The following is a 20,825-nucleotide window of genomic DNA, read 5'->3' on the forward strand; positions in this document are numbered from 1 at the left end:
TATTATTTTTTCTATTATTTTCATGATTTAAATATCGTTTCCTTTTTTTATATCATATATATAATCATTATAACTTTAAATGATTATATATATTTAAAAAAAGGGGTCGCGCGCAACTGGGGGATTTTTATTTTTCTTCTTCTTTTGTTTGTTTTTGCTTATAATTGTTGTTAGCTCGAGGTGTTCCAAAAGTTTAGACACTTTTTGCTTTTTAAAAATTCTTTAAGACTAACTTAATAGTTAGTCTTTTTTTCTTTTCTAAGGCTAAAAAAAATAATTTCCTATCTTTTCTAAAAAAACATTTTTTAGAAAGGAATCAAACGTTAAGACAAAAATTATTTAAAGATTTTTTAAAAAATAAAAAGAATTTAGAAATTCGTAATTAATTAATCGAACTTCATTTGCCTTTAGTAAAAAAACTAGCTTATCATTTTAAATATTACCCTAAAGTTTTAACTAAAGAGGATTTATATCAAGAAGGGATTTTAGGATTAATCAAAGCCCTAAATAATTACCAAGATTTAGGTTATGACTTTGTTACTTATGCAACTCCAAAAATAAAATTTGCAATCAATGAACTAATAAGAAAAAGCCATTCACCTTCAATCCCACAAAAAACAACTAAACCAAACAATATCAGTTTTAAAGAAGAACAATACATACAACCTAATTGGTATAAAATCCTTAATCCGCATCAATTATGGCTAAAACAAGTAAAACATGAATTATTAATAAAAAAAACTAAAACTAAACTAAGTAAAAATGAATTCAATGTTATTTGTTTAAGTTTTGGTATCTCGCTAGAAAACAACAACGAACCCAATCAACAACCCCTAACCAATCATGTAATCGCCCAAGAACTTAATTTAAAACTCTCACAAATTGAAGATTTAAAAGATAATGCAATTAGAAAACTAAACCCAAATTATAAAAATAAGGAGAATAAAGAATGTTAAATAAAGTCCAACTAATTGGAAATATTACCCACGACCTAGAACAACAATATATTAATAGCAATAACGAACAAATTCCTAAAATAGATTTCAATTTAGCAATTAATAACAAAGATAAAACCCAATTCATCCCTTGTGTCGATTTTCGAACACAAGCTGAAAACATGAATACAATATTTAAATAAAGGTTCAAAAATATATGCAGAAGGCGCATTATCCATCCAAAAATATACCAAAAACGAAGGCCAAACACGAACCACACCCCAAGTAATTATCCAAAACGTCATCTTTTAGATAACAAAACCAAATAATATTTACAAAATTAAGCCCCCAAAAGGGACTTTTTTTATAAACAAATAGACGGCTTTTGTTTTTGGGAAAAAATAAACAAAAATTATTTATAAAGTAAAAAAAACTTAAAAAACTTCAAATTATTAAAATTATTAATGTTATAATATAAGTGATAATAAAAAGATTTTTCTTATTAAATAATAAAAAAGGAGATTAAAATGGCGAGAAATTACAGACGTTCTTATTTCAGTAAAAAATCTTTTAGAAGAAATAAATTAACTTTAGGCAGTTTTTTACATATTGGATTTTACCTACATTAGGCATTGTTATTCCTTTGATTGTTTATTTTGCTTCAAAAGGTTATTTATCAATAGCTAAATAATAAAAAGGAGTATAAAAAATGACTTTAAAGGAGTTCAAACAAAACTAGCTAAAATTCCACCCAGAAAACAAAATCTCCCAATTAGAACAAGAATTAGTAACTTTAAACCAACCGCCTGACAAATACGAACAAACCCCAAAAGGTAAAAATCAAGAAATCATTGATATTAAAAATAATCTTAAAACTCTTCAATCTCAAGAAGAAATTTTAAGAAAAAGTCGATAAATTAATTTCTTGGTTTACAAGAAGGTTTTAATGCAAATTAAAAAAGTCAAATGTGTTAAAATGTTTGTATATTCAAAATTAAACCGAGTTAGGGATACTTCTTTTTTTAATTATCGGTTGGATTGTGTTAACCGAAACGGGAATCATTAAGTTACCGAAAGAAGAGATTCTTAGTTTAAATGAAACTAAATCTGAAAACATTGAAGAATGGTATGATGATGATAAATGTACAATGATTAAAGCCAAATATACTTTTGATGGGCCTTGATGGCATCGGTTATTATCAACAACAAAATCAAGACAAAAAAGGCAGTTTTAATGATATTTTAACCATTCAACGCCACCTCCAAACCCAAAAAGGACCCTCTAACTTAATTTGTTACATTAAAGATAGTCATCCTTTCGACCTTTGGAATAAAAGAGGGTTAACTTATGATCGCACTACTTTAAACAGATTCAATTCTGCTTCTTTCGATACCAAAGATTATATTTATTTATGGCGTTATATAAATTTCGAACAGCAAAAACACAAAGGCCCAGGTCTTAACTATTTAATCCTTAAATACAAAGGCCCTAAACACTTCTTAGATGACGACAAAGACTATTACCTTGGCAGTGCTTTCGTTCACAATGATAACTTCAAATTAACCCGTTCCCATCTTCACTTCAACCCTGTCCGTAAAACTTTATCTCTTTATCAAAATAAACACAACTATGATAAAGCCCAAAAAGACGAAAATAATAAAAGAACCAGATCTGACTGGTGATAAAATTTAACAATTTTAAATATGTTAAAATTAAAATAATAAAAATTAAAGGAGATTTGATTAATGTTTAAATTACAAAAACAATTTAAAATAATAAGTATTTTTTTATTTGTTTTCTTGGGATTATTTTTAATTAATAATAATGTTCATCAAGTAATAGCTACGCCTAAAAAAAATCATGAAAAAGATATAATTTCATCAAAAGAAGAATCTAAAAAAGATATAAAAAATTTTTATGAATTATATAATACTCTTGAAAATTATTCAGAAGAAGAAAGAAATAAAATTATTCAAATGTTATCAAACCCAGAAATAACAAAAATATTAGAAGAAAAAACTAAAGAAATCAAAAATCAGGAAAAAGGTTCTTCTTCAAAAAATCCCAATAAGAAAAAAAAATAATTTATATATAAAATTTTATTATTTATAAAGACCCTTCACAGGGTCTTTTTTTATTTAACAACACATAAACCTTGGAAAGGAAACAAAAACTATAATGAAAAAACTTTTAATCTTTACATAGTAATTTCATCTTTTTTCATCATTATTTTATTTTCATTTATTCCAATTATAACCATTTATTATGTCATTAAATTATATCTTTTCACTGTCAAACTAAGTATTCACCGATTAAAACAAGGAATAGTGGTTCAATTTTATCAACATTTAACCACGAAGCAACCCAATCATCATGTGGCATTTCATTAATACTTAGTTAACTAAGTTAAATCATAGTCTTCATAAGATAAGTAGTGATTTCTTTACTTATCGAAATCAATGGTTAAACTTAGGTTTATTAATAATTATTTTATTATTTCTTCTTCATTTATTATATTTACTTGATTTTATCTTTAAATGTCTTTATCATATAATTAAATTTATTTGTTATTTAGGAAAATATCTTTTATTATTATTAAATTAAAGAAAATATTTAAGAAAGAATGATCATTATGATGCGCTGTTGCGTTTTTAGACAACTTTTGTCTCTAAAATTATTCTTTAAGACTTTAAAATTAATAGATAATTTCATATCTTTTCAAACTAAAGAAATATTGTTTTCATTCAAAAAAGTGTCTAAACTTTTTTTGATAATTCTTTAGTTTCAAAAGATATTTTTTTTAAATATTTTACCCTTACACTATCTAGTTAGATAAAAAAAGTTAAAATTCCGTTAAGAAAATGAAAATATAATTATTTTTTTACGTAATTATGTTATTTTGGTCAAAAAAATGTGCAAAAAGGTAACCTCTTTTTCAATGCTAAACATTAAAATAAATTAAAAAATAATTTATATAAGATTTTGGGAATATTGATAAGTCTTATCAAATCTTGATGGCTCTAATTTAATATAGTGTATACCTAATTCATTACATAAAGCTTTAATTAAAAAACTTTTTCCTGTTCTTGGGGGTCCGTACAGTAAATAACCTCTAGGGATTAATTTATCAAAATTAACCATATCAAAATTATCATCTTGAATTATGTAGGCGATTAAAGAACCATTAAAAAAAAATACCAACTTTTAAGTTGGTTTCCTTATTGTTTCTAAATCTTTTTCTTATTAGATTTATAAAAATAAAAAAAGGAGATTAAAATGGCCAAAAATTACAGACGTTCTTATTTCAGTAAAAAATCTTTTAGAAGAAATAAATTAACTTTAGGCAGTTTTTTTACGTATTGGATTTTACCTACTTTAGGTATTGTTATACCTTTTTTGCTTTATTTTGCTTCAAAAGGTTATTTGAGTTTATCTAAGTAATTAGTATAAGCATAAAAAGAAAGGATTATAATAAAATGACTTTAAGACAAGTTTTAACACTTATTGCTCTTAGTGGTATATTTATTTTTGTTTTATATAAGTTTGGTATTATTGTTCCTGATTCAACTAAAATTACATGGATTAAATAATGAGTGCTTTTTAAAAAGCACTCATTAAAGTATAATATATGAATAAATTAAGTTAAAATTAAGGAGTTTTTTAAAAATGGATAAACAACAAAAAATAAAGAAAGAATTTTACGAACATTGTCAATGTTGTGGAAGTGATTTGGGAATGAATATAAATGATGTTGATTTGGATTTATTTGGTGTAATTATGGTTTTAATGATTTTAATTAGTTTTGGAATTTTTGTATTATTTGGTTTTTTAAGTTTATTTTCATTTTTTCAAATTAATCATGAAATTTTTACAACCCTTATTTATATTTTTTTTATTGGTTTTTTTTCATTTTGTTTAATAGCTCACTTTATGCCTAATTTACTTTTTAAAAAAGTAAATTATGAAAAGGTTGAAAAAATAATAAATAAAAATTATTAATAAAATTGAATTAGATGAAAAAAAATAATTTATTTGATAATTTTATTTCTTTATTGATTGGTATAATTATTGGTATATTTTTATATATTAATTTTTTTATCAAAGATAATAAAGATTTAGACATAACTCAAAAAGATGATAAAACAGTATTAAGAAAACAACATCAAACTCCATCACTTAAATATCCTCCAATAACTGTTTATAAACCTGATGGTAAAACAATTAATTATATTGAAGAATATAATAAAGACACAGGTAATTTAATCAAAAAAACATATTATAAAATCGATGGTAAGACAATTAATTGTATTGAGGAATATAACAAAGACACAGGTAAAAGAATTAAATTAACTTATTATCAAATTGATGGTAAAACAATTGATTATATTAATGATTATGATTTACAAACAGGTAATAAAATTAAAGAAACTCATTATAAATCTTATAGTAAAATAATTGATTATATTGAGGAGTATAACTCTGGTGATAAAATTATTAAAGAAACTTATTACAATCCAGATGGAACTATTAAAGAAATAAAAACTTATCCATATAATGTATAAGCAAAGAAAAAATATATTAATTATTTTGGTTATTTTTTAAATAATAAAGAAATTAAAAAAGTAATAATTTTATAGAAAGGAATAATTGATGGATATACAACAAACAATTATTAATATTGTTGAATCTAAATCATTTATATCTTTAATTTCAATATTTTTAGGTATTTTTTCATATTGGTTTTATTTATATATCAAAGAATTAAAAAGTAAATATGATTTTAGTGATGAATTACGTGAAGTAGTTAATCAATATATTAAAAAAGGTAAAATGAATTTGAGTGAATATGGAGCCTTAATTAGATTAATGGCACATATGGGGAATTACTTAGGTATATATAGAAAACATGTTGAAACAATGATTAAAGAATTTGGAGAAAATGGTGGTCTTAATTTTTCTGAAGGTATTTTTGATGAAAAAGAAAAAAAAGAAAACAATAATAATGATTTAGATGAATTGTTAAAAGAAAATTTAGAATTAAAAAAACAATTAAATAATACAAAAAATCCTTTAATAGTAGAATCTATTGATGATAATGAAAATGATTTTTAGTTTTAATTTTTTAAAATATTTAATTTCCTTTGATTTTAAAGATTTTTTTTATTTATTATATAGTATTTTTTATAGTATTTTTTTTACTAAATCATCTTATTTGTTTGGTTTTAATGTTGGTTGGAATAATAATTTTTTAATTATTTTTAATATGATAAAAACAGTAATTGTTTTTATATGGGAAAAATTAATAATTTTAATTTATCCTTTAAAATTATTTAGTTCATTGTTTGATTTTTTAATGCAAATATTAAAAATTTTTATTGATGTTTTTTATACTATTATAGGTTATATTAAAAGTTCTGTAACAAGTCTTACAGGTCAAAAATTAATGGACCCTAATGAAAGTATGTGGGAAAAAATAAAAGAAATAGCAAAGATGATTTTTAGTGTTGCTGTTGGTGGTTCTGTTATTTATTTTTTGAAAGAAGTTAATAATTTTCTTTTAAATTCTTTCATTAAAATAGGTGATTTGTTATTTAAAATTCTTTTAAGAATATTAGATATTATTGTAATTGTTTTAAAATTCTTTTTATTTGTATTGAAAAAAGTTATAATATTATTGAGTTTTGTTTTATCATTTTTCATTAATTTATAATAGTTGATATATTTAAAATAATTTATAAAGATAATGGGGATTAATTGTGAAATTATCAACTTAATTTTTTAGTCTTCAAAGCCATTTTTAAAATAAAAAGTTGTTTTAGAAAACAGAACAGTTTAATTTATCAATTTCATTTTATTATTATATATAGATATTAAATAAAAAGGGGGAAATTATTTATGTTTGATAAATCAAAAAAAGAATTATCTCGTAAAGCTTTTATTTTTTTAATTGTATTCATTATATTATCAAGTGCAACTTATTTTATTAAATTAAACACTTATTCTTTTCGTCGTCCTTTTTGTATTAAGGGGATTATATATTGTCCAGAACAAAATTTATTAACTTTGATACGTGGTGTTTGTTATAATACTTTTTATAATTTCACTTTTCAAAGTAATTTTTTAGTTCTTTTATTTTGTATTGGAACTTTAAATTCTAAATTTCGAAATTCTAAAAATTATTCTTTATGGGCTTTTTGTATTTTGGTTAACATATTATTAACTGGTGTTGTTTGGAATTTAATCGCCGATCCTTTTGTAGATTATAAAAATTTTAAATATGAGTTTTTAACAGTGAGTTTATGTGAACACACTTATATTCCAATATTGTTTACTATTTTTTATTTTAGTAATTTTTATGTTAATCCTCCTTTTACTTCTTGTCGCAAAAATTATTTAGCTTTAATTCATCCTTTGTTTTATCTTTTTTATTCCTTAATTTTAGGTTCAATTAAAAATCAATATTTTTATAGATATCCTTATAATTTTATGAATCCTTTTTCATCCTGTAATATTAGTTTAATAATTAATAATCTTTTTGATTTAAATTTTTATAATAATTCGTCTCAAGGGTGGTTCGGCGTTTTAATAAATAATGTTTTCTTGTTATTAGTTTTATTAATTGTTATTCCTATCCTATTTAGAATAAAAAAAATTTTAGTTAATAAAACTTTTTTACCATCGAAGAAAAAATAAAATGATAATTTTTCTTCTAGTAATAGTAAATATAAATAAAGAATATATTAGTTTATCCTTTCATGCTCTTAAAACATTTAATGCAATTAAAAGAGGTACTTTTAATAAAAAGCAAATTAAAGATTTTGAGAATAATTTATTTTTTGTTAAGGCTACTTAATTTCGAGAAAGGTTGCTTTTCTAAGTTTATGTCTTTACATTATATCGTCTTATAAATTCTATGAAAAAATCTCGTTTAAAAAACTTATCAAACAAAAAATAGCTTTTATTCAACAAGAATTACAAGATTTAAATGAATCTAATAATTGGCATTATTTTTTCTGATAATCAATATATTTTAACTAATTTTTATTATTTTTATGAATTAGCTAATAATTAGTTATGAAGAAAAAGAAATCAAATAAAAAATAGAATTTATTAAATTAAATATGAGACCTATGCTTGATAAATATTATTTATCTTTAAGAAGTAATCCTAATAAACTTAAAAAACTTATCAATTTATTTGTTTAATGATTACTGAAGATAAAGATGAATTAATATTAATTGATATTGAAAGCAAAGTTAAAGATATTATAAGAAATATTCATTAAAAAAGATGAAGAGTTGTATTAAGAAGAATTTAGCAATGCAGCATATTATTTTCATTCATTCAAAACCAACTCTGAAACTAATGAAATAATTAATGATATAGAAAATACAATTGGATATTATTAATTCCAATGCGCTAACCCCTTTTTTAAACAAAAAAACACTTATTACAATAAAAACACATTCAAGCTTTATGTTTACGTCACGAATATTTTTTCGTCCATCAATTATTTACTTTTGATGGTGTTGTTTTTGAATTCTTATTATCATTAGTTCTATTAGCAGTTAAAAATAAATCTACTCTTTCTAGAAAAAATAATGTCTTTGTAAAAGGTGTTAAATAAGTAAGTTCTAAATTTGTAGATTTTTATGTTTTGTTATTAAATGGAGTTCCAATTGCTGCTCAAGGATTGTTAGTTTTGTTTTCAAGACATTTATGGTGGCCTAGTAAGTTTCCCACAATGCATCAAACTCATACAGAATTAATTGTCATTGTGTTAAATTCAGCTTCTAATATTGCTGTTATTTTAATGCAAACTATTAAATTTGTAGATAAAGTACAAGTAGAAGCGTCTCAATCTTTAGATGATTGAATAAAAAAACAAACTTTCTATTATGTTACTTTTCCACAAGCATTAAAAAAATCAGTTCCTTTAATAGTAACACAATTTGTTACTAATATTAAAGCTTGTATTTTCTTCGGATTAATTACATTAATTGATATGTCATTTGTTACAAATGATGCTCTATGAATATTACAGGAGATTTAGTTTCTTCGTTTGTAATACTTTCTGTTGTTTGCTTAGTTTTAATTCAATTTAGTAACATGTTAAGTAAATATTTAGAAAAAAATAAATCCTGCTTTAAAAACTGTAGTTAGTGATTAATAAATTAATTTAAGAATTATAAGAAAAAAATATTAAGATAAAATAAATATTAATTCTTAATATAAAATATAAAAATAATTAATGCATAAATAACTACATTTTAATTATTAAACCAATATTTATTTCTTACCTTTTGGAATTTTTATATTAAAATGATTATACTTATATTAATTAAATGTTAATTTTAATTATTTTTATGCTATCATAAATAATAAAGTATTATTTTAAGAAAATATCTTAGTATTAAAAATTTGATATTTTTTTAGGGTAATTTGAAAAAATATTTATAAATGATGCATATTACAATTTATGTATATTTATAATATATAAATAAAAAGGTTAAAAAAGGAAAATTAAAAAGATGCCTCCCAAATATAGATTTTATTATTCATAAGTATATTAAAATTGTTGTATCTATTATAACAATGATGTTTGTTTTTTGGCATTTTAAATTAAATTTGTCAAATAAATAGTTTTTACAAACACCAAAATTGAAAGTGAAGGTAAAATATATTATGATTCAAAGGAAAAAAGAAAAATACAAAATTACTGAATATCTAAAATATACTAAATATGTTTTATTATTTATTTTTGTGATTTTTTGGGTATGGCTTCATTTTAGTGTTGGATTATTTCAAAGAGTTAATAATTCTAAGAAATATTTAAGAGTAGCTGTGGTAGCTGATGCAGCTCCTAATAGTTTGACTATTAAATCTGATAAAGATACAACAAGTAAAACTCATAGAACTATTCAAGGTGAATATATTTCAGGATTTGATATAGATTTAATTGATAAAATAGTAAAAGCATTACCCAAAGAAGAAAAGTATGAAGGTTGTAAATTTAGTCTTTTTGATTTTGATGGGATGTTTACTGCTGTTCAAAATGGTTCAGTTGATATAGCTATTTCTTCTATTAGTATTACTAATGAAAGAAAAGAAAACTTTGATTTTACTATTGCCTATACTTTAGATAATACAGGGTTTTTAGTAAGAGCAGATGATGAACGTTTTAAAGATTTGCCATTAGAAGTAAATTATGAATATATAAAAGATAAATTAAAAGATCCAAAAGACAAAATTAAATTTTTAACTTTTACTGGTTCTGTGGCTGATAAAGTTATTGAAAATATTAGATCAGATTTAGGAACTTTATCACACATTACCAAATTAAATCCTATTGATGATGTTGTTATGTGTGTTAAAAGTGTTGAAGATAAAGCTTCTGATATTTTTGTAACTGATAGTTATATTACTAAATATTATGCTTTGCAAAATGATAAATTGAAACATATATCAATCATATCTGATGATACTCGTTTTACTGTTTCTCCTGCGGGTTTAGGAATTGTAGTTAAAAAAGGTAATACAAAATTAGTTGCTCAAATTAATAATGCCTTTAAAGAAGTTTTAAAAGAAAAAGGACTTGATTTAGAAGGCGACGGTTTAAATGTTAAAGGTATAATTGAGTTAATCAAAGAATTAAAAGACGAAAAATCAAAACCAACTGACAAACAATACCCCATTAAAATAAAAAAATTAGAATACAAAATATCCAAGTTTAAAGAAATAACTAATAAATGGTTAGAAAAATCTTTAAAAGATTTAAGTCAAAAACAAGGATTAAAGTGGTATCAAAAAGTATCTCTTGCTTTACCTGATTATGTAACACCTTTAAAAACTACTTTATTACTTGCATTAGATGGAGTTATTGTAGGTTTTATCTTATCTATTGTTTTAACAATGATTAAAAGTATTAAACCTAATTATCAAACACAAAATCCCTTTATTGTGGGGTTAATACAAAGTTTTCTTTACTTTCTTGATGCAATACTTTATATTTTTAAATCAATTCCAGTAGCAGCTCAAATGATTATAGTTCATTTTGGTTGGAGAGCTTATAATCCTGAATTAAATCCGATGTATTCAGGCATTATAGTGTTATTATTAAATTCAGCAGTTAGTATTACAAGTATTTTATTACAAAATATTAAGTTTTTAGATAAAGGACAAGTAGAAGCTGCTCTAGCTTTAGGAATGAATCAAAGACAAACATTTTTTTGTGTTATTTTTCCCCAAACGCTTAAAAGATCACTTCCTTTTGTAGTACAACAATTTATTGTAAATATTAAAGATAGTGCTTGTTTTGGTGGTTTGGTTGGTTTGTTAGATGTAGCATGGCAAGCCAAAACTCAAATTGTTAAAACAGGAAGTATTGCTATTCCTTATGCTATTACTGCTTTTATTTATTTAGTGTTAATTACGATTGCCAATTTATTTGTTAAATATTTAGAAAAACAAAAAAAGGAGTTTAGAAAATGCAATATTTAATTGAAGTTAAGGATCTTTGTAAAAAGTTTGGAGATAAAGAGATTTTAAAAAATATTAATTTAAAAATTAAAAAACAAGAAATAGTAACTATTATTGGTTTTTCGGGTTCAGGGAAATCTACTTTATTAAGGTGTTTTAATCTATTAGAAGAACCTAATTCTGGACAAATTTTAATTGATAATAAAAATATCTTAGATAAAGGAGTAAAATTATCTGATCTAAGAACTAAAGTAGGAATGGTGTTTCAAAGTTTTAATTTATTTGAAGGAAAGACAGTATTAGAAAATTGTTGTTTAGCTCCGATGAAAGTATTAAAATTATCTAAACAAGAAGCTCAAGAAAACGCTTTAGAAAGGTTAAAAGAACTAGATTTAGAAGCTCTTGCTAATCAAAGAGTAGAAACACTTTCAGGGGGACAAAAACAACGTGTTGCTATTGCTAGAGTTTTATGTATGAAACCTGAAGTTATTCTTTTAGATGAACCAACTTCTGCTCTAGATCCTGAATCTACTTTGCAAGTATTACAAACTTTACAAAAATTATCAGAGAAAAAAATAAATCTTATTATTGTAACTCATGAAATGAAATTTGCTCAAAGAGTATCTGATACTATTTATTTCATGGAACAAGGTAAAATTCTTGAAAAAGGTACTCCGAAAGAAATTTTTGAAACCGATAAGTTTCCTAAATCTAAGGCTTTCTTTGAAGATTTTTGATTTCTTACAAATTTATCATTCTAAATAGCAACGCATTTTAGTTATTAATTATATATCTTTTATTTTTGATATTATAGAAGAAACAGTTAACAATATGATGAATAATTATAATGAACAAATATTTAATATTGATTTTCAAATTTCTAATTATATATTCGTTATAAAATCATTTTTTAAAAAAAATATACTTATATAGTGAAAATATAATTTTAAAACAAACATTTAAATTTTTTTTTCAAGTGGGATTGATTTTATATGTTGCCTTAATTGATTATTTGTTTTATTTTTAGTTAAATTTTGGTATAATTTTCATTAGAGTTATTAATAATGAATTGATAATTAAGTAACTAAAAAAGAGGAGATTATAATCATGGCTAATATTAAACAACAAAAAAAACGTAATAAAACTAATGAAAAACGTCGTTTACAAAATGTTTCTTTTAAATCATCTGTAAAAACAGTGGTAAAACAAGTAAAAACTGCAGTGGCAAATGCTGATAAACAAAAAGCTTTAACTTTACTAAGTGTAGCTTATAAAAAATTTGATAAAGGAGTTTCTAAAAGAGTTTATCATGCTAACTTTTCTGCTAGAAATAAATCTGATTTACAAAAATTAGTAGACACACTTTAATTTTTCTTTGAAAGATTCATAGAACACCATATTAATTAAAATAAAACAATAAAACTTTATCATAATATTGTACCAACAAACATAATATTAATATTTTAATTGTAATTATATTTATTTAAATATATTTGAGTGAAAAAGGTTAATAAATTTATTTTTTTCGGTAAATAAAATAATTTATATAACTTCAGGATTTATTGTAGGATCAGTTTTGGGGGACAAGTTTGTATTTTGGATCGTTATTAAATGAACTTAAATATTATATCCTTAAAAAAGGTTCTGGCACTACAATTAATAATATTTTTTCGCATAAAGTTATTGGCAAAGATGTATTAATGCCACCTTCTTTATCTGATAATTTGATGTATTTATAGTTTAATTTTATCAACAAACAAACAAAAAAATTAATAAAAATATTGTAAAACATTCAATTAAAAGATTTATTATTCTACCCCTTTTAATTTATTTTATTTTTGGCCACCCCATTAAATTAATTTTTTCCAAAGTAAAGAGGTATTTTTTTATGTTAGATCTTAATTTTGTAGTCCAAAATCTGCCATCTATTATTGCAAAATTAGAAAAAAGGCAACAAAACTTTGCTTATTTAAATAAATTACCTCTTTTAGCACAACAAAGAAAATCTTTACTTTTGCAAATACAGGATTTTAAAAAACAAAAAAATCAATTAGCTAAAAAAGTTGCCCAAAAAGCTAATACCAAAGAAGATATTACCCTTGTTTTGCAAGAAACTATTTTTTTGCGTTATGATTTAAAAAAACTAGAACAAAAGTTAAAACTCAAAGAACAAGAAATTTTTGATATTTTGAGCATTACCCCTAATTTGCCACACGATTCTTTGCCGATTGGAGCAGACGATAAAGGCAATAAGGAATTGTATTGCGAAGGGCAAATAAGAACTTTTGCATTTACGCCCAAAGACCACGTTTATTTAGCAGAAAAACTAGATATTCTCGACTTTAAAAGGGCTTCCAAAATTTCTGGTAGTGGATTTGTAGTTTGCAAAGGACTAGGAGCACGCCTCGAAAGAGCCTTAATTCAATTTATGATGGATTTTCATAGTAAAAAAGGTTATCAAGAAATCATTCCTCCTTATATTATCAATGAAAAATCCATGTTTGCAACAGGCCAATTACCCAAGTTTGAAGATGAAGTCTACAAGCTTTACAATTCTAAAAATAATTGGTATTTGAATCCTACAGCAGAAGTTCCTACCATTAATTTGCATCGTGAAGAAATTTTTAAACCAGGCACACTTCCCATTAAATACGTCGCCTACACTACTGCTTTTCGCCAAGAAGCAGGCTCAGCTGGTAAAGATACCCGAGGTATTTTTAGACAACATCAATTTAATAAAGTAGAATTAATCCAGTTTTGCCATCCCCAAAATTCTTATGAATGTCTAGAACAAATGTTAAAAGATTCCGAAGAAGTACTAAAACTGCTCAAACTTCCTTATCGTGTTGTTTTGCTTTCTACTGGGGATTTGGGTTTTAGTATGGCAAAAACTTATGATTTAGAAGTTTTTTTACCCAGTTATAATTGTTATCGTGAAATTGGTTCTATCAGTAATTCTTGTGATTTCCAAGCAAGACGCGCCAATATTAAAATGAAAAATCCTAAAAACAATAAAAACGAATACGTTCATATTCTAAACGGTTCAGGTTTGGCTGTTGGAAGAACTGTTATTGCTATTTTAGAAAATTATCAAAATCAAGATGGTACTATTACAGTTCCTGAAGTTTTACAGCCTTATTTAGGAACTGATATTATTAAGTAATTTGAATGTTTTTTAACAAGAATAATTTAGAATATAGAGTCGAATCTTTTATGAAAAATAAAGTGATTCGGCATTTTTTATTGGCAAAACAAAAGCAATTAATAAAACCTTTACTAATTTTATAACTATTTCAAAGGCAATCCCAAAAATTCATTATTTCCATTTACTAAAATAATTGCGAGGTAATATCAATATGCAAATTAAAAACATTTATTTACGCCCCCATAATTCTCAAATTTTTCCTCAACAAATAAAAACCTATATTAAAACCAATATTAATCCATCTTTTTGGGGTTTTGTATCTGATTATCCTTGTTATAATTACGAGACCATCCAAACTTATCCTTGCCTTTTGTGTCGCATTAAAGACGCTCCTTCGGTTTTATTGGGTGTCTTTTTTGATGGGGGTGGTACAAGGACTGCAAGTTTTAAAGGTGAAATAAAATATAGTTTAGATGATTTAAAATAAATGTCAAATGGTACTCAAAATATGTATATTTTTTGGAAAGAACACTCCTAAAATTTATTTTATAAACCTTAATAATTTATCTAAAAAAATCCTAAATAAAAAATTATAAATGAAGTAAAAAACATCAATCATTCATTATTTTAAATTCCTAACAATTTATTTAATAATAAAATAAAATCTAAATTAATCAGATTTTGCATGCATTCTCAATTGAAAAGAGGCATAATTATTTTATGACAAAAACTTCTAACTCCCCATACTTAGTTATTTTATATTATCAATATGCTCCAATAAAAGACCCTCAAACTTTTAGAGACCAACATTTTAAATATTGCGAATCTCTAGGACTTTTAGGACGTATTATTATTTCCCAAGAAGGTATTAACGGCACTTTGTCAGGTCTAAAAGAACAAATATATAAATACATGGATCAACTAAAACAAGATGCGCGTTTTTGTAATACTATTTTTAAAATTGAAACTGTGGAAGCACATGTTTTCCCGCGTCTTTCTATTAAAGTCAAGCCCGAATTGGTTAATTTGAGTCTTGAAGAAAACGTTGATCTTACCAAAGACAAAGGCTTTTATTTAGCTCCTCCAGAATTTTTGAAAGCCTTGCAAGAAAAAGACATTTTAATTCTTGATGCTCGTAATGACTATGAATATGATTTAGGACATTTCAGAAATGCAGTTAATCCTAACATTAGACATTTTCGTGATTTGCCAAATTGGGTCAAACAAAACGCCCATTTATTAAAAGATAAAAAAATCGTAACTTATTGCACTGGTGGTGTGCGTTGTGAAAAATTTAGCACTTTTTTAAAAAAAGAAGGTTTCAATGATGTCTATCAACTAGAAGGAGGCATCATTTCTTATGGCAAAAACCCCGAAACTCAAGGTGCTTTATGGGATGGTAAAATGTATGTCTTTGATCAAAGAATAGCAGTTCCTGTTAATCAAAAAGAACATATTATCGTTGGTAAAGACTATTTTGATGGCACTCCTTGTGAACGTTATATTAATTGCTCTAATCCTCAATGCAACAAACAAATTTTGTGCCACGAATACAACGAACACAAATATTTAGGGGCTTGTAGTGATAAATGTAGCACCCATCCGCAAAATAGATATCTCAAAAAGCACAATAATCAAACCTCATAACAAAAAAACACTCATATTTTAATAAGATATGTTATAATAATGTATGATTATTGTATTTTTTTGGTTTGGTTGTAATACCCAATAAAAAAAATATAAAAACCATTGTTTTCAAACAATTAATTATTATCAGATCCAATAAATTATCCAAGATAATTTGCAATTTTTACAAGGAGGAAAGAAAATGTTTGCAATCATCAAAACTGGGGGAAAACAATTCCGCGTTTCTGAAGGACAAGAAATTTATGTTGAAAAACTAAATGTTGAGCCAGAAACAACTTATCAATTTCAAGAAGTTTTAGCTGTTGGTGGCTCCAATCCTGTTTTAGGTACCCCTTTTGTTAAAGACGCTAAAGTAACAGCTCAAGTAATCAAGCACAACCGCGCTAAAAAAATTATTGTATTTAAGTATAAAAAACGTAAAAAATATCGCTGTAAACAAGGACACAGACAATCCTATACTAAACTTTTGATTACTAAAATCAATGTTTAAAAATTATGATTCGCTATTGTTTTTACAAAGAACAAAAAAAAATTACTAGTATTCAAGTTTTGGGGCACGCTTTATACGCTCCTAAAGGTTTTGATATTGTGTGTGCTTCGGTTTCTACTGCTATTATTGTTACTCTGAATATTTTAGAAAAACTTCAATTCCAAACAGATATTACCTACAATCTACAAGATAAGTTGTTTGAATTAGAAGTTAAAACCACTCAAAATACGACCCTTTTTACTTTGCTAGATAATTTAGAATACACTATCTGTAATTTAGCCAAACAATATCCCAATCATTTTAAAAAAATATCTCAAATTCAAACAAGAAAGAGGTTATAACATGTTATTGCAATTACAAATTCAGTTATTTGCTTCTAAAAAAGGAGCAGGTTCTACTCGAAACGGTAGAGATTCTCATTCCAAAAGATTAGGCGCTAAACTTTCTGACGGTCAATTTGCCAAAGCAGGCGCTATTATTTATCGTCAAAGAGGAACCAAAATTCACCCTGGTTTTAATGTTGGTAGAGGCGGAGATGACACTTTATTTGCTAAAATGAGTGGCATCATTAAATTTGAAAAAAAGCATGGTCGTAAAAAAGTTTCTGTTTATCTGCAATAATTTTTTTATACATTTAAAATGAAAGCGGGTATTTAGTTTGCATTTTGTTGACGAAGCCTTTAATGAAGTTTTTGCTGGTAATGGTGGTCATGGCATCGTTGCTTTTAGAAGAGAAAAATATGTAGCTTTTGGAGGACCTGCTGGTGGCAATGGTGGCAACGGCGGGTCTATTATTTTTGTGGGCGACAAAGGTGAGACTACCTTATTAAAATTAAAATATCAAAAACATCTTAAAGCACCGCATGGAATAAATGGCAAAAATAAAGGTCAAAATGGAGCCAATGCCCCTCATCTTTATGTTAAAGTTCCTTTGGGAACAGTTTTTTACACTGCTGATAACAAATTTTTAGGAGAGATTTTATACGACCAACAAACTTTAGTTATTGCTAAAGGTGGTAAAGGTGGCAGAGGCAATAAAGCATTAGCTAATTTTAAAAATCAAGCCCCAAGTTATGCTGAAAAAGGTGATTTAGGTGAAAGTTTTAAAATTAAAACAGAACTTAAAGTTTTAGCTGATATCGGATTATTAGGTTTTCCAAGTGTTGGTAAATCCTCTCTTATTTCTGCTATTTCCAAAGCCCAACCTAAAGTTGCTTCCTATCCTTTTACCACAATTAAACCTCATTTAGGAGTTGTTGAAGTAGATGGTTTTAGTTTTATAGTAGCTGATCTACCAGGCCTAATTGCCAATGCTCATTTAGGTTGTGGTATGGGAATTCAATTTTTAAAACATATTGAAAGATGTCGTGTTTTAGTTCATATTTTAAGTATGGAAAGTTCCAACCCTTACCAAGATTTTCAAACTTTAAACCAAGAATTAAGTCAATATAATCCCCAATTATTACTTAAAAAACAAATTATTGTTACCAATAAAATGGATTTACCTAATGCTTTACAAAAACTTCATCTTTTGAAACAACAAATCAAAGATCAACCCATTATGCCTCTTTCTTTGATTTCTTTTGATAATTTAGAAATCTTAAAATATGAAATGAGCTCCCTTTTGCAAAATACTCCTTTAGAAGTTAACTCAAATAACAACAATGACTTTAAATTATACACCCTTCCTGATAATCAAAACACCATTTCTGTTATTAAAGAAAGTGATTCTGTTTTTGTTGTGTCTGGCAAGCAAGTGGAAACTTTTTTTCATCGTACCGATTTTAACAACGAAGAAGCTTTAAAAAGATTTAATAGAATATTGAAAAAAATAGGGATTGAAGAACAATTACAAAAACAAGGAGCCAAACCAGGAGATCAAGTTAAAATTTGTGATCGTTTGTTTGATTTTTTATAATTTGGTGAATTATAACAACAAAGAAATTTATTTTTAATCCAAAAAAACACTAAATCATGGTTTTTTTAACTAGGAACACTAGAATTTATATATCTGATTGTGTTAATCATATGAAACTCCAAAAGTTACTTTATTATTCTTATGCTGTTTATTTAGTAGTTAAATATTAAAGAATCTTTGGCTGTCAATCTAGTATTAAGTGTGGCAAAGGACCTATCTTTAAAAGATTATATCAAAAAAAATTAAACATTATGAAAAAGATTAAATTATTAAAAATCTTGTCTCTAAAACTTGTGAAAATAAATTAAATTGGGAAAGAAAACAAGTAATGGATTTTATTATTTCCAAATATGGATGGGTAGATGCGGGATCTTTTATAATGCAATCCGTGAGAGAAGCTCCAATTTATCATTTTTCCCAAAGCCTGTTATATTCCTGATGATTCAAATATATCATTATTTTAAAAGATTCTAGTAATTGGTGTGTTTTTCCTAAATATTGCCCTACTTGTTTACAAAATATGTAAAAATATTGTTATCTAAGTTTTTATTTCGTATATTCATATAATAAGTTATATTCTTTCTATATAAAGGATGTAACTTATTTTTTATAATTTTATAATTTTAATTGATGATTTGTAAATTTATTTTTCTTCCTAAATCTTTATTGCTTATTTTGGCTTATTTATTGTTGTTTTATGCGATAAAATATAAAAAATGTTAAATATCTTTTTTGTGCTATAATAAAATATAGTAGTTATTATAAGTGTCATTATTCTTTTATTTGAGTATTTTTTAATATAGATAATATTGTATTGTAGTTAGGAAAGGATTGTTTGCTACAATATATTTTTTGTGGGAAAAATCAAATACAAATATGAAAATAGTAATTCGGAAAGAAAGCTATTACCAAACTCAATATGAGATGAATTGACAGACACTTTATTTTTAAATCCAAAAGATATTTATTACCTAAAAGAATCTGTTAATTAGTTTACCAATTATAATTAAGTTAAAAAAACATTTTATGTTAATTATAAAGATCTTAAAAAAAGTAAGTATAACAATTCATATTCTCGTTTGGGAATACAGAAGATGACATTTTTTGTATAACTTCCTTAACACTTACATTATTTTACTAAAGAAAAATTTGCAACTTTTTAAAATTAAAATAATGGTAAAGAAGAAAAATTCCAAAATTCTCCATTAAAAGAATCCAAAGTGGAAGAAAAAAATATTGTTAAAGAAAAACAAAACATTAAAGAACAAAATTATAATAAAAACGTTATTTCCATTATTATAACCGATAATAAAAAATCTAAAGATAATAAACAAAATATTCTTGATAATAAAAATTATGGTTACGGATTTTTGTGAAGATATTCAAAAGTTTTTGTTGTTAGAAAAAGATATTTGTCTTTTAGGTATTAGGTGAATATTCTAAAAAAACTCATTTAGATAAAAAAAGAAACCGACTTTTTGTAAATATAAAAGATATTGTCTTTTTTAAAAACCTTAAAAAATATAAGAAAATAAATAAACAACAATTATGAGATAATTGTTTAACAACAAGCAATCAAATTCAAGACTATATAAAATCAACAAAATCAAAATTAATAAAAGGAGATATTGTTTACTCTAAAAGTGGTATTTATAAATCAATAGAAAAACAAAAATATTTAAAAAAATAGTTCGTGGATAAATTTCTGTTTAGGATACAAAACTTTATGGGATATATGAAATTTATTTAAAAGAAATGCCCGAAATTAAAATTATGTTTATTTCCTCATTATAGCAATAAATATAATGCCAAATTTATAAACATCGAGGGATAACAAGGGTTTTGTTTTAATCGCGGGTTCTTTTGATGTTAATAAAAACCAATTAATAGTATTGACTATGATTTTTGAAAAATTAGCTTTGAATAATAAAAAAATATACCTAGTAGAATTTCAATTATTTCCTGTTGAAGTGTAAGGAACTAATACTTTAGAATAAATTCTTTATCAAATTGAAACAATTAATAAAGATAAAAAAAGTTATTTTTTTGATTATTGCTAGAGGAGGAGGGAATAAATTTATTTGATTTTAATGACCTATTAATAATATAAGCTATTTTAAATTCGCGCATATTCCTATTATTTGTTTGCTATTGGGCATGGTGATAATTATACCCTATTTGGGGGTTATATTGCTTATTTAAGTGTTTTG

General features: G+C 24.6%; 20 protein-coding genes and 4 pseudogenes. 23 read left to right on the plus strand and 1 reads right to left on the minus strand.

Annotated features, from left to right (window positions below):
- Positions 1-374: 374 nt before the first annotated feature.
- The 4 genes and pseudogenes from N747_RS03285 to N747_RS0100020 all read left to right on the plus strand — a co-directional run bounded on the left by N747_RS03285 (position 375) and on the right by N747_RS0100020 (position 3,020).
- Positions 375-956: pseudogene (locus N747_RS03285) on the plus strand (sigma-70 family RNA polymerase sigma factor).
- Positions 950-1,264, plus strand: a pseudogene (locus N747_RS03290) (single-stranded DNA-binding protein). Before N747_RS03285 ends, N747_RS03290 begins: the two co-directional pseudogenes overlap by 7 nt.
- 681 nt (positions 1,265-1,945) lie before the next feature.
- A pseudogene (locus N747_RS03295) lies at positions 1,946-2,618 on the plus strand (effector).
- A 63-nt stretch (positions 2,619-2,681) separates the two neighbouring features.
- Positions 2,682-3,020, plus strand: coding sequence for an SVM family protein (locus N747_RS0100020; protein ID WP_024563292.1), 339 nt, complete (start codon positions 2,682-2,684; stop codon positions 3,018-3,020).
- A 910-nt stretch (positions 3,021-3,930) separates the two neighbouring features.
- On the opposite strand, the pseudogene N747_RS0100025 reads toward N747_RS0100020, so the two are convergent.
- Positions 3,931-4,098: pseudogene (locus tag N747_RS0100025) on the minus strand (AAA family ATPase); the annotation flags it as partial.
- Positions 4,099-4,212: 114 nt separating this feature from the next.
- Between N747_RS0100025 and N747_RS03925 the strand changes: the two are divergent.
- The 19 genes from N747_RS03925 (at position 4,213) to N747_RS03935 (ending at position 19,991) form a co-directional block, all read left to right on the plus strand.
- Complete coding sequence (locus N747_RS03925; protein ID WP_240992269.1) at positions 4,213-4,377, plus strand: hypothetical protein; 165 nt, start codon at positions 4,213-4,215, stop codon at positions 4,375-4,377.
- Between the two features lie 225 nt (positions 4,378-4,602).
- Positions 4,603-4,935: a hypothetical protein gene (locus tag N747_RS0100040; RefSeq protein WP_024563294.1), complete on the plus strand. Its 333-nt coding sequence runs from the start codon at positions 4,603-4,605 to the stop codon at positions 4,933-4,935.
- Positions 4,936-4,949: 14 nt separating this feature from the next.
- Positions 4,950-5,498 (plus strand): DUF2963 domain-containing protein, encoded by a 549-nt coding sequence (locus N747_RS03605; protein ID WP_024563295.1) that lies wholly within the window; start codon positions 4,950-4,952, stop codon positions 5,496-5,498.
- Positions 5,499-5,586: 88 nt separating this feature from the next.
- Complete coding sequence (locus tag N747_RS0100050; RefSeq protein ID WP_240992270.1) at positions 5,587-6,048, plus strand: hypothetical protein; 462 nt, start codon at positions 5,587-5,589, stop codon at positions 6,046-6,048.
- Complete coding sequence (locus N747_RS0100055) at positions 6,026-6,646, plus strand: hypothetical protein (protein ID WP_051345680.1); 621 nt, start codon at positions 6,026-6,028, stop codon at positions 6,644-6,646. The genes N747_RS0100050 and N747_RS0100055 overlap by 23 nt, the downstream gene beginning before the upstream one ends.
- Positions 6,647-6,831: 185 nt before the next feature.
- On the plus strand, positions 6,832-7,629 hold the full coding sequence (locus N747_RS0100060; protein ID WP_024563298.1) for a hypothetical protein: 798 nt from the start codon (positions 6,832-6,834) through the stop codon (positions 7,627-7,629).
- A gap of 964 nt (positions 7,630-8,593) precedes the next feature.
- Entirely contained in the window at positions 8,594-8,812 is a 219-nt protein-coding gene (locus N747_RS0100070; protein WP_024563299.1) for a hypothetical protein, read from the plus strand.
- 809 nt (positions 8,813-9,621) lie between these two features.
- Positions 9,622-11,436, plus strand: coding sequence for an ABC transporter substrate-binding protein/permease (locus N747_RS0100075; protein WP_024563300.1), 1,815 nt, complete (start codon positions 9,622-9,624; stop codon positions 11,434-11,436).
- Positions 11,424-12,152 carry an amino acid ABC transporter ATP-binding protein gene (locus N747_RS0100080; RefSeq protein ID WP_024563301.1) on the plus strand — a complete coding sequence of 243 codons (729 nt, stop codon included), beginning with the start codon at positions 11,424-11,426 and terminating at the stop codon, positions 12,150-12,152. The genes N747_RS0100075 and N747_RS0100080 overlap by 13 nt, the downstream gene beginning before the upstream one ends.
- 370 nt (positions 12,153-12,522) lie before the next feature.
- Positions 12,523-12,783, plus strand: a complete 261-nt coding sequence (rpsT, locus tag N747_RS0100085) for a 30S ribosomal protein S20 (RefSeq protein ID WP_024563302.1) — start codon at positions 12,523-12,525, stop codon at positions 12,781-12,783.
- A gap of 221 nt (positions 12,784-13,004) precedes the next feature.
- Positions 13,005-13,154, plus strand: coding sequence for a hypothetical protein (locus N747_RS03930; RefSeq protein WP_240992271.1), 150 nt, complete (start codon positions 13,005-13,007; stop codon positions 13,152-13,154).
- 149 nt (positions 13,155-13,303) lie between these two features.
- On the plus strand, positions 13,304-14,578 hold the full coding sequence (gene serS, locus N747_RS0100095; protein ID WP_024563303.1) for a serine--tRNA ligase: 1,275 nt from the start codon (positions 13,304-13,306) through the stop codon (positions 14,576-14,578).
- A 193-nt stretch (positions 14,579-14,771) separates the two neighbouring features.
- Positions 14,772-15,047: a hypothetical protein gene (locus N747_RS03300; protein ID WP_051345681.1), complete on the plus strand. Its 276-nt coding sequence runs from the start codon at positions 14,772-14,774 to the stop codon at positions 15,045-15,047.
- 233 nt (positions 15,048-15,280) lie between these two features.
- Positions 15,281-16,207 (plus strand): oxygen-dependent tRNA uridine(34) hydroxylase TrhO, encoded by a 927-nt coding sequence (trhO, locus tag N747_RS0100105; RefSeq protein ID WP_024563304.1) that lies wholly within the window; start codon positions 15,281-15,283, stop codon positions 16,205-16,207.
- 181 nt (positions 16,208-16,388) lie between these two features.
- Positions 16,389-16,697: a 50S ribosomal protein L21 gene (gene rplU, locus N747_RS0100110; protein ID WP_024563305.1), complete on the plus strand. Its 309-nt coding sequence runs from the start codon at positions 16,389-16,391 to the stop codon at positions 16,695-16,697.
- A gap of 5 nt (positions 16,698-16,702) precedes the next feature.
- The gene (locus N747_RS0100115; RefSeq protein ID WP_024563306.1) at positions 16,703-17,038 is read left to right on the plus strand and encodes a ribosomal-processing cysteine protease Prp; all 336 of its coding nucleotides are present in this window, start codon (positions 16,703-16,705) and stop codon (positions 17,036-17,038) included.
- 1 nt (position 17,039) lies between these two features.
- A complete protein-coding gene (rpmA, locus tag N747_RS0100120; protein WP_011160463.1) occupies positions 17,040-17,318 on the plus strand; it encodes a 50S ribosomal protein L27 in 279 nt (92 codons plus the stop codon).
- Positions 17,319-17,355: 37 nt separating this feature from the next.
- A complete protein-coding gene (gene obgE / locus N747_RS0100125) occupies positions 17,356-18,615 on the plus strand; it encodes a GTPase ObgE (RefSeq protein WP_024563307.1) in 1,260 nt (419 codons plus the stop codon).
- A gap of 1,220 nt (positions 18,616-19,835) precedes the next feature.
- On the plus strand, positions 19,836-19,991 hold the full coding sequence (locus N747_RS03935) for a hypothetical protein (protein WP_240992272.1): 156 nt from the start codon (positions 19,836-19,838) through the stop codon (positions 19,989-19,991).
- The last annotated feature ends 834 nt before the right edge of the window (positions 19,992-20,825 follow it).

This window comes from Candidatus Phytoplasma tritici, from assembly GCF_000495255.1.
Lineage (GTDB): Bacteria > Bacillota_I > Bacilli_A > Acholeplasmatales > Acholeplasmataceae > Phytoplasma > Phytoplasma tritici.

Excerpts from the sequence above, each read along its gene's own strand:
- rpmA (WP_011160463.1), top strand. The coding sequence starts at position 17,040 with ATGTTATTGCAATTACAAATTCAGTTATTTGCTTCTAAAAAAGGAGCA.
- N747_RS0100050 (WP_240992270.1), top strand. The coding sequence starts at position 5,587 with ATGGATATACAACAAACAATTATTAATATTGTTGAATCTAAATCATTT.
- rplU (WP_024563305.1), top strand. The coding sequence starts at position 16,389 with ATGTTTGCAATCATCAAAACTGGGGGAAAACAATTCCGCGTTTCTGAA.
- N747_RS0100080 (WP_024563301.1), top strand. The coding sequence starts at position 11,424 with ATGCAATATTTAATTGAAGTTAAGGATCTTTGTAAAAAGTTTGGAGAT.
- N747_RS0100040 (WP_024563294.1), top strand. The coding sequence starts at position 4,603 with ATGGATAAACAACAAAAAATAAAGAAAGAATTTTACGAACATTGTCAA.
- N747_RS03925 (WP_240992269.1), top strand. The coding sequence starts at position 4,213 with ATGGCCAAAAATTACAGACGTTCTTATTTCAGTAAAAAATCTTTTAGA.
- N747_RS0100115 (WP_024563306.1), top strand. The coding sequence starts at position 16,703 with ATGATTCGCTATTGTTTTTACAAAGAACAAAAAAAAATTACTAGTATT.
- N747_RS03605 (WP_024563295.1), top strand. The coding sequence starts at position 4,950 with ATGAAAAAAAATAATTTATTTGATAATTTTATTTCTTTATTGATTGGT.
- N747_RS0100075 (WP_024563300.1), top strand. The coding sequence starts at position 9,622 with ATGATTCAAAGGAAAAAAGAAAAATACAAAATTACTGAATATCTAAAA.
- N747_RS0100020 (WP_024563292.1), top strand. The coding sequence starts at position 2,682 with ATGTTTAAATTACAAAAACAATTTAAAATAATAAGTATTTTTTTATTT.
- trhO (WP_024563304.1), top strand. The coding sequence starts at position 15,281 with ATGACAAAAACTTCTAACTCCCCATACTTAGTTATTTTATATTATCAA.
- N747_RS0100060 (WP_024563298.1), top strand. The coding sequence starts at position 6,832 with ATGTTTGATAAATCAAAAAAAGAATTATCTCGTAAAGCTTTTATTTTT.
- serS (WP_024563303.1), top strand. The coding sequence starts at position 13,304 with ATGTTAGATCTTAATTTTGTAGTCCAAAATCTGCCATCTATTATTGCA.
- N747_RS03300 (WP_051345681.1), top strand. The coding sequence starts at position 14,772 with ATGCAAATTAAAAACATTTATTTACGCCCCCATAATTCTCAAATTTTT.
- rpsT (WP_024563302.1), top strand. The coding sequence starts at position 12,523 with ATGGCTAATATTAAACAACAAAAAAAACGTAATAAAACTAATGAAAAA.
- N747_RS0100055 (WP_051345680.1), top strand. The coding sequence starts at position 6,026 with ATGATAATGAAAATGATTTTTAGTTTTAATTTTTTAAAATATTTAATT.